This window comes from Prosthecomicrobium pneumaticum, from assembly GCF_014199915.1.
Taxonomy (GTDB): Bacteria; Pseudomonadota; Alphaproteobacteria; order Rhizobiales; family Kaistiaceae; genus Prosthecomicrobium; species Prosthecomicrobium pneumaticum.
Genome location: NZ_JACHOO010000006.1, coordinates 60070 through 73443, shown reverse-complemented (window position 1 = coordinate 73443; position 13374 = coordinate 60070). Strand labels below are relative to the sequence as shown.

At 67.4% G+C, this 13374-nt stretch carries 11 protein-coding genes and 1 tRNA gene; 5 read left to right on the top strand and 7 right to left on the bottom strand.

The window, feature by feature from the left end:
- Nucleotides 1-55 precede the first annotated feature (55 nt).
- The 3 genes from yidC to rpmH all read right to left on the bottom strand — a co-directional run bounded on the left by yidC (nt 56) and on the right by rpmH (nt 2574).
- Entirely contained in the window at nt 56-1948 is a 1893-nt protein-coding gene (yidC, locus tag GGQ63_RS14485; protein WP_183857044.1) for a membrane protein insertase YidC, read from the bottom strand.
- Nucleotides 1932-2357 carry a ribonuclease P protein component gene (gene rnpA / locus GGQ63_RS14480; RefSeq protein WP_183857042.1) on the bottom strand — a complete coding sequence of 142 codons (426 nt, stop codon included), beginning with the start codon at nt 2355-2357 and terminating at the stop codon, nt 1932-1934. Before rnpA ends, yidC begins: the two co-directional genes overlap by 17 nt.
- 82 nt (nt 2358-2439) lie before the next feature.
- On the bottom strand, nt 2440-2574 hold the full coding sequence (rpmH, locus tag GGQ63_RS14475; protein ID WP_099554074.1) for a 50S ribosomal protein L34: 135 nt from the start codon (nt 2572-2574) through the stop codon (nt 2440-2442).
- Between the two features lie 354 nt (nt 2575-2928).
- Between rpmH and GGQ63_RS14470 the strand changes: the two genes are divergently transcribed.
- The gene (locus tag GGQ63_RS14470) at nt 2929-4392 is read left to right on the top strand and encodes a sensor histidine kinase (protein WP_183857040.1); all 1464 of its coding nucleotides are present in this window, start codon (nt 2929-2931) and stop codon (nt 4390-4392) included.
- A gap of 376 nt (nt 4393-4768) precedes the next feature.
- A tRNA-Arg gene (locus tag GGQ63_RS14465) sits at nt 4769-4845 on the top strand.
- On the opposite strand, the gene GGQ63_RS14460 is transcribed toward GGQ63_RS14465, so the two are convergent.
- The 4 genes from GGQ63_RS14460 to GGQ63_RS14450 all read right to left on the bottom strand — a co-directional run bounded on the left by GGQ63_RS14460 (nt 4816) and on the right by GGQ63_RS14450 (nt 7512).
- Nucleotides 4816-6501 carry a recombinase family protein gene (locus GGQ63_RS14460; RefSeq protein WP_183857038.1) on the bottom strand — a complete coding sequence of 562 codons (1686 nt, stop codon included), beginning with the start codon at nt 6499-6501 and terminating at the stop codon, nt 4816-4818. The genes GGQ63_RS14465 and GGQ63_RS14460 overlap by 30 nt on opposite strands.
- An 18-nt stretch (nt 6502-6519) precedes the next feature.
- Nucleotides 6520-6654: a hypothetical protein gene (locus GGQ63_RS22240; protein WP_281380167.1), complete on the bottom strand. Its 135-nt coding sequence runs from the start codon at nt 6652-6654 to the stop codon at nt 6520-6522.
- A 193-nt stretch (nt 6655-6847) separates the two neighbouring features.
- Entirely contained in the window at nt 6848-7270 is a 423-nt protein-coding gene (locus GGQ63_RS14455; protein WP_088712607.1) for a type II toxin-antitoxin system VapC family toxin, read from the bottom strand.
- The gene (locus tag GGQ63_RS14450; RefSeq protein ID WP_088712608.1) at nt 7267-7512 is read right to left on the bottom strand and encodes a FitA-like ribbon-helix-helix domain-containing protein; all 246 of its coding nucleotides are present in this window, start codon (nt 7510-7512) and stop codon (nt 7267-7269) included. The genes GGQ63_RS14455 and GGQ63_RS14450 overlap by 4 nt, the downstream gene beginning before the upstream one ends.
- A 458-nt stretch (nt 7513-7970) precedes the next feature.
- Between GGQ63_RS14450 and GGQ63_RS14445 the strand changes: the two genes are divergently transcribed.
- The 3 genes from GGQ63_RS14445 to GGQ63_RS14435 all read left to right on the top strand — a co-directional run bounded on the left by GGQ63_RS14445 (nt 7971) and on the right by GGQ63_RS14435 (nt 13312).
- On the top strand, nt 7971-10031 hold the full coding sequence (locus tag GGQ63_RS14445) for a ParB/RepB/Spo0J family partition protein (protein ID WP_088712609.1): 2061 nt from the start codon (nt 7971-7973) through the stop codon (nt 10029-10031).
- 161 nt (nt 10032-10192) lie between these two features.
- Nucleotides 10193-10936 (top strand): DCL family protein, encoded by a 744-nt coding sequence (locus GGQ63_RS14440; RefSeq protein WP_088712610.1) that lies wholly within the window; start codon nt 10193-10195, stop codon nt 10934-10936.
- A 78-nt stretch (nt 10937-11014) separates the two neighbouring features.
- Entirely contained in the window at nt 11015-13312 is a 2298-nt protein-coding gene (locus tag GGQ63_RS14435) for an AAA family ATPase (protein ID WP_088712611.1), read from the top strand.
- The last annotated feature ends 62 nt before the right edge of the window (nt 13313-13374 follow it).

Here is a 13374-nt window from a genome sequence, read left to right as displayed (position 1 = left end):
CTTTTCGATCGCGGCGAGCAGAGCGGCGTCCGCCTCGGCCAAGGACCCGCCCGCCTCAGCTCTTGGCCTTGCCCGGCGCCGGCTTCGCCGGTGCGGGTTTGGCGAGAGCCGGCTTGGACTTTGCCGGCGCCTTCGAATCGTTCGCGGGCTTCGGCGGCGCCGGACCGTCGCCGGCCTTCGGCTTCCGCTTGAAGCTCGAGGTGATGTTGCCGAGGAAGTTCACCTCGACGCCCTGCCGCCGCATGATCGTGTACTGCTGAAGGATCGACAGCGTGTTGTTCCAGGCCCAGTAGATGACGAGGCCGGCCGGGAACGACGCCAGCATGAAGGTGAAGATCACCGGCATCCAGTTGAAGATCATCTGCTGCGCCGGGTCGGCGGGAGCCGGATTGAGGCGCATCTGCAGCCACATCGTCACGCCCATGATCAAGGGCCAGATGCCGAGCATCAGGATGTGCGGCGGCGTCCAGGGGATCAGGCCGAACAGGTTGAAGATGGTCGTCGGATCGGGCGCCGAGAGGTCCTGGATCCAGCCGAAGAACGGCGCATGCCGCATCTCGATGGTGACGAACAGCACCTTGTAGAGCGAGAAGAACACCGGGATCTGGACGAGCACCGGCCAGCAGCCGGCGAGCGGATTGATCTTTTCGCGCTTGTAGAGCGCCATCAGCTCCTGCTGCTGCTTCACCTTGTCGTCGGCGAAGCGCTCGCGCAGCTCCTGCATCTGCGGCTGCACCTTCTTCATCGCGCTCATCGACTTGTAGGACTTGTTGGCGAGCGGGAAGAAGATGCCCTTCACGATGACGGTGATGAGCAGGATGGCGACGCCGAAATTGCCGAACAGGCGGAACAGCCAGTCGATCGCATAGAACATCGGCTGGGTCAGGAACCAGAACCAGCCCCAGTCGATCATCAGGTTGAAATCCTTGATGCCGAGCGTATGCCGATACTGGTCGATGATCTCGACCCGCTTGGCGCCGGCGAAGAGCCGGCTCTCCGAACTGCCGGTCTCGCCCGGCGCGACGGTGACCGGCGCCGCACGGTAATCGGCCTGGTAGAGGCCCTGGCCGGCATCGGCATGGCTGAAGCGCGCGTCGAACGGCCCCTTGCCGGGAACGAGCGCCGTCGCCCAATACTTGTCGGTGATGCCGAGCCAGCCCTCGTTGGCGCCCGTCCAGCGCTGCTCGCCGTCGCCCTTGATCGTCTTGTAGGACGTCTCGTGCAGGCCTTCCGCGCCGATCACGCCGAGCAGGCCCTCGTGCAGGATGTAATAGCCGGCGACATGCGGCTCGCCGAGCCGCGCGATCCGGCCATAGGGCGTGAGGGTGGCGGCCGCCGTTCCGGTGTTCTCGATCCGCTCCGTGACGGTGAACATGTAATGCTCGTCGATCGCGATCGTGCGGTGGAAGACGAGGCCGGCGCCGTTGTCATAGCGCAGCGTCACCGGATTGCCCGTCGACAGCGTCGTTCCCGCCTCGAGCGTCCAGACCGTGTCCGGACCGGGCACGGGCGGTCCACCCGCTCCGCCGATCCAGCCGAACTCCGCGAAATAGCCGTTCGGACCGGCGGCCGGCGAGAGCAGCACGATGGCCGGGCTGTTGGGGTCCACCGTCTCGCGATAATGGTCGAGCCGCAGATCGTCGATGCGGCCGCCGACGAGATTGATCGAGCCGGTGAGTTCCGCCGTCTCGATCGGCACACGCGGCGTCGCGGCGAGCGCGGCGTCGCGGCTCTCGACCGTCACGCCGGCGGCGCCGCCCGAAGGAGCGGCCGCCTTCGGCGCGCCTTCTCCGGGAGCGGCCGGAACGGTGGCCGGGTTCTGCGCCTCGGCGATCGCGGCCTGCTGGCGCGCCCGCTCGAGCTGTGGTCCCGCGACGAGATACTGCCAGCCGATCAGCACCGCGATCGACAGGGCGATCGCGATGATCAGGTTACGGTTTTCGGTCATCGCTCGATCCTTCGCGGGAGGGGCGGTGCGCTCGGGCGGAGCGGGGTCTCGGCGGACCGGGCCGCGCGTCCGTTTCGGGCCTCGGCCGCGCGAGCGCGTCGAGGCCGGTCGAAAGGTCGGCGACGAGCGCGGCAAAGGCCTGGTCGAGCGCCGCGCGCCGGCCGACCAGCACATAATCGGTTGCGGGACGGGCGTGAAGGGGTGCGGCGATCCGCACCGCCTCGCGCAGCCGGCGGCGGATGCGGTTGCGCACCACGGCGTTGCCGATCTTCTTCGTCACCGTGAAGCCGAAACGGGGCGGCCGGTCGGGCGCCCCGTGCTCCCGCTTCTGCAGCACAAAACCGCGCCGGGAGACACGCGGTCCACCGGCGACGGCGAGGAATTCGGGTCGTTTGCGCAGACGATCCATCGGGAAAGGCCTTCGGCCCTCGGCATCCAATCGGCACCGCGCCTCCCGGCGCGGCGCCGGCCGGTCGACGGATCGGCCGGCCTCAGGCCGAGAGACGCTTCCGGCCGCGGGCGCGGCGGGCGGCGATCACCTTGCGGCCGCCGACGGTCGCCATGCGGGAACGGAAGCCGTGACGGCGCTTGCGCACCAGCTTGGAGGGTTGATACGTCCGCTTCATCGGTCTCGCCGCCCGAAGGCGGCCCTCGTCTCGTCGTCTCGGGGAAGCGCCGAACGCCGCCGATCCCGCTTCGGCACGCTGCGCCGAGAGGATCGCCGCGCATGCGCCTTGATCGAGCGGGGCTTATAAGGAGCACACCCGCCCAAGTCAACGCATCGGCATCGCGCCGGGGGGCGGTCGAGACATCCGGCGGCGGCGAAGGGCCGGTGTCGAAGCGCGCCGGGCGGTGGACGGCGAGCGCGCGGAAGCCCGGCGGTTTGACGCCGCGGTCCGCCCGCCCCATCTTCGCGCGAGCGTACGCCGCCGGCGGACGCGCCCGTCGCGGCGACGGACGGAGAGGCAGGGAAGGCGTTCATGACCGACGATCCCGCTCCGGATCGGGAGAAGCGGCCGCCGCGGCGCCGGATCAGCCTCTCCCACAAGCTGCTCTTCCACACCGTCCTCTTCGTGATGGTGACGCAGCTCGCCTTTCTCGTCCCCTCGATCGCCAAGTTCCGGCTGCAATTCCTCGAGGACCGGCTCGCCACCGCCCGCGCCGCCACCGTGCTGCTCGATTCGAGCGCCTGGGCGATCGTGCCGCAATCGGCGCAGGACGCGCTGCTGCGGCAGGTCGACGCGATGGCGATCGTCTTGAAGACCGGCGATGCGAGCCGGCTGCTCGCCGCGGTCGCCATGCCGCCCCATGTCGATACCGTCGTCGATCTGCGCGAGGCGGCGCCCCTCACCGCGACGCGTCAGGCGGTCGCCACCCTCCTCGCCTTCGAGCCGCGCGTGTTGCGGATCGTCGGCGCGACGGAGGACGGGCGGGCGCTCGAGATCGTCGTCTCCGACCGGCACCTGCGCGCCGCGATGCTCACCTTCTCGATCTATGTGCTCGGCGTCTCGCTGGCGATCTCGGTGTTCGCCGGCGGCTTCGTCTATTTCATGCTCAACCGGTTGTTCGTGCGGCCGATGCGGCGGCTGTCGGAGGCGATGGTCGGCTTCTCGGCGGCGCCGGAGGATACGACGCGGATCATCCGGCCGAGCGACCGGCGCGACGAGATCGGTGTCGCCGAGACCGAACTCGCCGCGATGCAGACGGCGCTCGCCGAGCAGCTGAAGCAGAGCCGCCACCTCGCCGATCTCGGCCTCGCCGTCTCGAAGATCAATCACGACCTCAGGAACCTCCTCGCCTCGGCGCAGCTCTTCTCCGACCGCATCGGCACGGTTGCCGATCCGATGGTGCAGCGCTTCGCGCCGAAGCTGATCGCGACGCTCGACCGGGCGATCGATTATGCGCAGGCGACGCTCGCCTATGGCCGCGCCCGCGAGCCGGAGCCGAACCGCCGCCTCGTCGCGCTCGCCCCGCTCGCCGAGGAGGTGGTGCAGTCGCTCGGCCTCGACGCCCATCCGAGCGTGCGCCACGAACTGCGCCTGCCCGCCGATCTCGAGGTCGACGCCGATTCGGACCAGCTCTTCCGCGTCCTCCTCAATCTCTGCCGGAATGCCGTGCAGGCGATGGACGGCGTCGACGACCCGGCAATCGTGCGGCGGCTGGCGATCGAGGGCGACCGGCAGGGGACGGTGGTCGCGATCCGCATCCGCGACACCGGCCCCGGCGTGCCCGAGCGCGCCCGCCAGCGCCTCTTCCAGGCCTTTCAGGGCTCGGGCCGGCCGGGCGGCACGGGCCTCGGCCTCGCCATCGCCGCCGAGATCGTGCGCGCCCATGGCGGCACGATCGTGCTGCTCGACGAGCCGGGTCCCGGCGCCCATTTCGAGATCGTCCTGCCCGACCGCCCGGCCTCCTTCGACCGCGCCATCCGCCAGCGGGCGGGCTGAGCGGCCGCGGGCGGGCTCCGCGAACCTCCCGCCGGCGCATCGGGCATGTTCGGGCCGGCGCGGGGGGGCCAGCGGCGATGGATGGACGGTTCGGACGGGCGGTGCGAACGGGCGTGGAGGCCGGTTCCAGCATGGGGCAGGGGCGAAGGGCCGGCTCGAACGGAGCGCGAGGCCGGTTCGAACGGAGCGCGAGGCCGGTTCGAACAGGGCGTTCGAACGCTGGGGCGGCTCGAGCGCGGCACGGGGCGGGTGCGGGTGGGCGATGGAGTCCGGCTCGAACGGGGCTTGCATTCGGAACGCACTGCCGCTAGCTATACGCGCCGCCGACGAAATGGTCGGCCCGGACCGCGCCGAGGCACGATCCGCGACAAGGCAGGCGCCCGTAGCTCAGCTGGATAGAGCACCAGACTACGAATCTGGGGGTCAGGAGTTCGAATCTCTTCGGGCGCGCCATTTCGGTTCAAAGGCACGAACGCCTAGCACCGCCGCCTCTACGCCAGAGGCGGCGGTTAGCGTTCGGAGCAGTTCGCTCCGCAGCCCACGGATGCGGACCTCCTTTCGGCTCACCACTTCAACCCGCTGCGCGACCGCGCGAATCTGATCGCGGGCGAACGTCCCATCGCCGTTCCGCAGCTTCTTGCGCAGGGCCGCCGCAAACGCCCGGAGGGTTTCCGGCGTGATCGCTGGGCCGATCTTTACGATATGCGCCAAGGCGCGTTCGGAATCGCCCTTAGCCTGGTCGCGCGTCGCGGTCAGCTCGGTGATGCGATCCTTGAGCGACGGGTCGTTCACGTCGATCACGCCATTCTCGATCGCGTCATAGAGGCGCTTGAGCTTCGCTTCGGCCTCGGTCGCGCGCCGTTCAAGATCGGCGACATGCTCGCGGCGCTGGTTCACCCACTCGTCGCGCCGTTCGAGGATCTGATCCATCAGAGCTTCGAGCCGCGCCGGGTCGAGCAACCGGGCTTCGAGATGATCGACCACGGCCTCATTGAGCCGATCCATCGGCACGGTGATGCCGGGACAGCCGGTCGCTCCCTGCCGCGCCTTCGTCGAACAGGTGTAGTAGCGGTATTCCCGCCCGACGCTGCTGGTGCCGGTGCGCAGCGTCATCGCGCCGCCGCAGCACGCGCAGAAGCAGATGCCGGTGAGCAGCGTCGGGCCGCCCACCGCCATCGGCGGCATCATCTTCGGGCTGCGCGCCTTGAGCGACCGCTGGACAGCCTCGAACTCCGCTTCCGAGACAATCGCCGGCACTTCCATGACGGCATGTTCGCTCTCCGGCTTCGGCGTCTTCGTCTTGTGATCGCGGGTATTGAAGCGGTGCTGGCCGATATAGGTCGTCCGGGTGAGCACCTGATGCACCGCACCCAAGCCCCAGCGCCCGCCGTCGCGGGTGCGGATGTTGTTTTCATTGAGCCATGTGGCGATCGACTTGAGACCCATCGGCCCTTTGTTATCGACGCCGTTCAATGCCATGCGATAGATGCGCCGCACCGTCTCGGCCTGGATTGGGTCGATCTCCAGCTTCTTCTTGATCTTCGCTCCGCGCTCTCCGGCCGCGACCACGCGATAGCCGATCGGCGCACGCGCGCCGTTCCAGAAGCCTTGCCGCGCGTTCTCCTTCATCGCCCGCAACGTGTGCTTGCCGTTCTCCTTCGACTGATACTCGTCGAACAGCGTCATGATCTGGCGCATCATCACGCTCATGGGATCGTCGCCCAGGTCTTGCGTGATCGAGATGAGCTTCACCCCGTTCTTTGCCAGCTTGCGAACGTAGAACTCGAACTGGAACTGGTCGCGGAAGAACCGCGAGAAGCTGTGGACGAGGATGATGTTGAACGGCGACGGCTTTTGCATCGCCGCGTCGATCATCGCCTGGAAAGCGGGGCGACGATCGTCGGTCGCCGTGTTGCCCGGCTCGACGAACTCGGCCGTGACCTCCCAGCCGCGAGACAGGCAATAGCCCTCGATCTGGCGGCGCTGGTCCGGGATCGACAGATCGCTATCGGCTTGGCGGCCGGTCGAAACGCGCAGGTAGAGCGCCGCGCGGGCGGTCGCCACAACCGGTGCCCCATCCTCATCTCGTCGCAGGGCGGCGCTGGTCATGACGCTTCACTCCTCACTTCACGGCAGCGGTCCGAACAGCTTGTCCAGCGCTTGCCGCATGTGGCCTTCAATCGCGCGCAACTCGGCGTCGCCGATCGGAACTTGCTCCGGCCAGTCATCGGTGACGACGACCGGCCCATCATCTTCGCGCAACCGACGCGAAGCGCGGCGGGGTGCAAGCTGACTTGTGTAGTCGTGTAGGTCATCCGGGCACTCGGCCCAGCGACGAGGCGTGCGGCGGCGGAGCTTGCGAGGAAGGGCCATTCCAACAGGCTGCCTCGCACCCGCGCCTTGCACAAAGTTTCTGTCGCGTCGTAGCGCAGATAAGGGCGTGCTGCGGCGGACGTCATGCTTCCCCCCAAGGATCGACAACGGTGATGCCGCAGTCGGTGAAATCGCGGACATTGCGAGTCGCCAATCGTGCGCCGCGCGAGCGCACGATGGCGGCGATTTGCGCATCAATCTGGCTGATCGGCTTGCCGCCCTGTTTCCGCCCGGCGGCGATCTCTGGATAGGCGCCGGCCGCGTCGGTATCGAACGGCAGCACGCGTCCGGCAAGATCGACATCGAACATGGGGCGCGCCGCTGCCAGCAGGTCATCGCGGCGGCGTCCCTCGGGAAGCAGCGCCAGACCGTAGAAGATTTCCGCCTGCGTCAGCGTCGTCGTGAACACGCCTGCCATCGGCTGCTCGGCGATCCACGCCATGACCCTCGGGTCAGGCTCGCGCCGCATCAACTCGGAAATGACGTTGGTGTCGAGAACGATCATTCGCCGAAGTCCACCGCCCGGATCGGCTCGCGGGGCCGGTCAGGCAGATCGACGCCGCCCAGCGCGCCAAAGCGTTCATGGATCGCCTGGCCCAGATTGCGAGGCCGCGGGATTTCGGTCGAGAGCGCCGAACGCAGGATGTCACGGGCCTCATCTTCCATCGACCGGCCGTGCATCGCCGCGCGCAGGCGCAGGCGATTTTTGATCGCGTCGTCGATGTTTCGGATCGTCATGACCGCCATTACGCACCTCCATAAGTCATTGACTGCATGTTAGTCGATGAAGTGGGAAATTGCAAGGTTAGGGTTGGCGCCTCCCTACGGGACCGCCGCTCTATCTTCGCTTCGCTCCGACCGAGCCCCTGACGGGTCTCGTCCCTGCCGGGTGACGATCAGCATGGCGGAGCGGCGCTGGCGCGCCGGTCGGTCAATCCGCCCTGCGGATTGCGGGGTCGTTCGAGCTGCGGAGATCGGGCCAGGGCTGCGCCGGCCCGATCGCATTGTTTGTAGCTCTCCCCGTCGGTGGGGTGGGCGACGCTTCCCTCTAGGCCCGCCGCGCCGGGCCGCAACGCGCGTACCGCGCTTACCTCCTCTGCGTTCCGGCCCTGCGGGTGCTGCCCGGCTCCGCCGGCGGGCCTGCCGGTCCGCTCCTTCGCCGCCCACCCCATTCCGGGGTGAGTGCGGTTTGAAGGAGAAGTGTGATGAACGCTGTTACCGAAACCGTTGCCGCCGAGCCTGTGTCGGGCGTCGAGCTTTCCGTGCCTCTCGCTAAGCTCAAGAAGTCCCCCCGCAATGCCCGCAAGGTGCCGCATGGGGAGGCCGCTATCGAGGCGCTGGCCGCTTCGATCCAGCACAAGGGGCTGATCCAGAACCTTGTCGTGGAGCCGGAAACCAAGGAGGACGGAACCCCGACCGGCTATTATCTCGTCACCGCTGGCGAGGGCCGCAGGCTGGCGATGCTGCTGCGCGCCAAGCGCAAGCAGATCAAGAAATCGGAGCCCGTGCGCTGCTGGCTCGATACGGCGAACGACCCGTCCGAGATCAGTTTGGACGAGAACGTGACCCGGACCCCGATGCACCCCGCCGATCAGTTCGAGCGGTTCCGCGAGCTTGCGGACGGCAAGGGCTGGGGCGCGGAGGAAATCGGCGCGCGGTTCGGCGTGTCGGCTTCCGTGGTGAAGCAGCGGCTTCGCCTTGGCGCGGTCAGCCCCAAGCTGTTGCAGGTCTATCGGGAGGACGGCCTTACGCTCGATCAGCTTATGGCCTTCGCCATCACTGAGGACCATGCTCGGCAGGAGCAGGTTTTCGAGGGTCTGCATCACAACCGCGAACCGTGGATCATCCGGCGCGACATGACCGCTGCCAACGTCCCGGCGACCGACCGGCGCGCGGTGTTCGTCGGAGCCGACGCCTATGTGGAGGCGGGCGGCAGCATCATCCGCGACCTGTTCAGCGAGGACCGGGGCGGGTTCTTCGAGGATGCGGGCTTGCTCGATACGCTAACCACCGAGAAGCTGCGGGAGGTTGCCGAGCAGGTGCAAGCCGAGGGCTGGAAATGGGCCGAGGCGCATATCGACTATCCCCACGCCCACGGGATGCGCCGGTTCTATCCGCAGTCGGTTCCGCTGTCCGACGAGGACGAGGCGCGGCTGGAGGCGCTGTCCACCGAGCATGACGAGCTTGCCGAAGGCTATTCGTCCTATGACGATATGCCCGAGGACGTGGCGACGAAGCTGGAGGCGGTGTCCGACGAGATCGACGCCATTTCCGAGAAGCGCCATGCCTACGACGCCAACGTGGTCGCGTATGGCGGCGCGTTCGTGGTGCTTCACTATGACGGCAGTGTCAGGGTCGAGCGCGGTTTCGTCCGTCTTGAGGACGAGGCGCTGGCGGACCCGCAGCCCGAACCGGAAGCCAAAGGCGATGCGCCCGAACCGCAGGCCGGGGAGGACGAGCAGCCGGAGGACGGCGACGAGGACGTGCGGGAAATCGAGGAGGAGGACGAGGAACCGGGCAAGCCCATTTCCGACAGCCTCACCCGCGACCTGTCCGCCTATCGGACGCTGGCGCTTCGCGTGGCGTTGGCCGACCAGCCGGACACGGCGTTGGTCGCGCTGACCCACACGCTCACCGCGCAACTGTTCTACAGCTATGCGGAGGCGGGTTGCCTTGAGGTCCGTCCGACCGTGACCCCCTTGGGGAGCCACGCGGACGGGATCGAGGATACGCCCTTGGCGGCGCGGTCGAGCGAGCAGCACGAGGCTTGGGCCGAGCGGATGCCGCGTGACATCGCGGGCCTGTGGGACTTCATCGTCGGACTGGACGAGGCGAAGCGGCTGGCGTTGCTGGCGCATTGCGCGGCTCGCACCGTCAACGCCCTGCGGCTGCCGTGGGACCGCAAGCCCCGGACGCTACAAACCGCCGACCGGCTGGCAAGCGCGCTGGCGCTGGACGTGGCGAAGGACTGGACGCCTACCGTGGACAGCTACCTTGGCCGCGTTACCAAGGCGCACATCGTCGAGGCCGTGACCGAAGGCGTGTCCGAGGATGCCGCCCGCCGTATCGCGGACATGAAGAAGCCGGACATGGCGCAAGCCGCCGAGCAGCTTCTGGCCGGGACCGGCTGGCTGCCTGCCGTGCTGCGGACGCCAACGCCGGAGGCCGAGCAGCCCGCGACCATCGAGGTCGACGACACCGAGGCCGTGGAGCAGCCGTCCGAAACGGAGGACGGCGAAGCGTTCTACGCCGTCGCCGCCGAGTAGCGGCACCGGGCCGGGGCCGCGCGAGCGGTCCCGGCCTTGCTCTCACCCTAAAAAAATCGGCCGCGCGCGGGCGCGCGGCCGACCTTGTTGCGTGTCGCCTTGCGTCGAACCATCCTCGCCGATAGCCAGCTTGGCAGGCGGAACGGGGATACGGGGTAGCAGTGGCAAAGGCGATCGATCTGTCGAACGGCAGAGCATGGAAGACCCAAAGCGCCGCCTTGGCTCATTTCAAGGATATGCTCGCCCGCTATTCCGATGAGGACGTGGTCGAAGACCGTGCCGACCATGACGACCTGATTGCCCTTCTCGAACGCTATGATGCCGTGATCGTCGATGGCCCCTCGAAGATCGGCGACGGGGTGGACTCCTTTTTCCGGCGCCGGAACACCGGCGACGGCTACTCGACGCCCGGTTTCTGGGTGCGGCGCGTTGACGGGAGTGAGACGGATTTCAGCTATCTGGCGGCCGTTCGGGGAGCCCCGAAATCAAACGCCCAGGAGTTCTATGACGCCTGCCGGGCGGCGGTGGCCGCAGATTTGAAAGCCGCCAAAGCCCGGCACTTCAAGACCTACGGCGACGAACTCGGCCGCGTTCCCTGCGAGCTGACCGATGAGCTTATCACCATCGACGCGGCTCATATCGACCACGCCTATCCGACATTCGGCCAACTGGTCCTGAGCTTTCGCGCCGCGCGGGGATGGCAGCACGAAGTGCCCCCCGGCACCGTCACCGTCCCGGCAGACAGCCAAACCACGACGACATTCGTCGATCCGGCCGTTGTCGCCGCGTTCCGGCAATTCCATCATGGCGCCGCCATTCTGAGAATCGTGGCCCGGACCCGCAATCTGGCGATGTCGGCCGGGCAGCGCAGGCCAAAGGTTCGCAGGCCGGTGGTTTTGACCTGAATCATCGCTGACCCTCGCGACGGAGAGCTTATGGTTGTGCCATCCATAGTATAGTGGCGGACCAAGGGGGGATTCGGCGTGGTCCAGGCAATTCAACTACTGCGGAATATTGGCCAGTTCGATTCGGTGAACGCTGGCGCTCAGATTCCGTTCGCGAAGCTCACGGTTGTCTATGGCGAGAATGGGCGCGGGAAGACGACGCTCACCGCCATCCTGCGCTCCCTCGCAACGGGGGCCGCCGCGCCGATCAGCGATCGGCATCGTCTCGGCGCCGCCAATCCCCCGCATGTGGTGATCGGCTTGGCCGCCGGAGCGCCCGCCGTCTTCGAAAACGGCGCCTGGTCCCGAACCGAGCCCAATGTCGCCGTTTTCGACGATGAGTTCGTTGCGCAGAACGTGTGCTCGGGCATTGAGGTTATTCCCGGCAATCGCCAGAACCTGCATGAGTTGATCGTCGGGAGCCAGGGTGTCGCGCTGAACGCCGCCGTGCAAACGCATGTCGATCGGATCGAGCAGCACAACCGTGATCTCCGCGCCAAGGCCGATGCGATTCCCGCCGCGCGGCGCGGCGGGCTCGACGCCGAGGCATTCTGCGCGCTGCAACCGATCCCCGACCTCGACCGGGAATTGGCCGACGCAGAAAAGCGCCTGGCCGCAGCGCGGTCGTCGGAGGTGGTCGCGACGGCAGCGATATTTCCAGCGCTCTCCCTGCCAGCCTTCGACCTCGACGCCTTGGACGGGCTTCTCGGCCGAGATTTGCCGGGTCTGGAAGAGGCGGCGGCCGAGCGGGTGCAGGCCCATATCGCGCTGCTTGCCCGTGGCGGTGAGCGCTGGATTGGCGAAGGGCTGACGCACGCCGACCATGCCGCGGCGGCAGGCCCGGCCATCTGTCCGTTCTGCGCCCAGGATCTCGCCGGCTCTTCCGTGATCGGGCACTACCGCGCCTATTTCGGTGACGCCTACAACGACTTGAAGCGCGACATCGCCAACGCGATCCAAGCCCTCACGACCACCCATGCCGGCGACGTGCCGGCCGCCTTCGAGCGCACCGTGCGCGAAGCGATCGAGCGCCGCGAATTTTGGCAGGCTTTCACGGAAGTCCCCGCCATCCAGATCGACACCGCGGAAATTGCGCGCGCCTGGAAAGCCGCCCGCGACGGCATCATGGAGCGTTTGAAAGCCAAGCAGGCCGCCCCGCTGGAGCCCTTGGCGCTAGGCGACGACGTGCGCGCCGCCGTCGCGACCTATGAGGAACAGCGGGTGGGCCTTGATCGGGTTGCTGCGGTCTTGGTGCAGGCGAATGAGGCTCTGGCACTCGTCAAGGAAGAAGCGCGCGCGGCCAACGTCGCCGCGCTTGCCGCCGATCTGACGCGGCTTCGCGCTGTCGAGGCCCGACATCAGCCGGACATGGCCGCGCTCTGCACCGCCTATGTTGACGAGCGCGATGAGAAGGGCCGGACCGAGACCGCGCGGGACCAAGCCCGCGAGGCGCTGAACCAATATCGTCAGAACGTCTTCCCGGCCTACCAAGACGCGGTGAACGACTATCTGCGTCGTTTCAACGCCGGCTTTCGCTTGGGCAACGTCGCCCCCGTGAACAATCGCGGCGGATCGGCCGCCAACTACAATGTGCTCATCAACAATATCGCCGTGGGGCTCAACGCTGCCGAGGGACCGTGTTTCCGGACCGCGCTGAGTGCTGGCGACCGCAACACCTTGGCGCTCGCCTTCTTTTTCGCCACGCTCGAACGTGACCAGGCGCTCGCGCAGAAGATTGTCGTGATCGACGATCCTATGAGCAGCCTTGATGAGCACCGCACCCTGCACACCGTGCAAGAGATTCACCGTCTCGCGGGCGCCGTGGGGCAGGTCATCGTCCTCTCGCACTCGAAGCCGTTCATCCTCAATGTCTGGGAAAAGTGCGGCGCGCTCCCGCGCGCCTCGCTCCAGGTTGTGCGCGCGCAGCAGGGCTCGACGCTGGTGGCCTGGGACGTCACCGGCGACATGATTACGCTGCACGACAAGAGACACGCCGATGCGCTCGCCTATCTCCAAGCGGCGGACCCGGCCGTCGAGCGCAAGATCGCGGAGTCGCTTCGCCCGATGCTCGAAACCTTTGTCCGCGTCGCCTTCCCCGCGCAGTTCAGGCCCGGCGGTAAGCTCGGTCAGTTCGCAGATATTTGCCGTCAACGGCTCGGAACGGCCGACGAGATACTGGGGCCAAACGACACCGCCGAGCTACGGGCGCTTCTCGACTTCGGCAACCGCTATCACCACGATGAGAACCCGGCTTACCAAACCGAGGCGATTAACGATCGCGAGCTGGCCGACTTCACGAGGCGAACGCTCGCCTTCGCTTCACGTCCTCGGCAGTGATGATCGCCCGGCCAAGCGGGGGACCGGCTAACGCCCGCTGATGCTCTTGGCCCGCGTGAGGC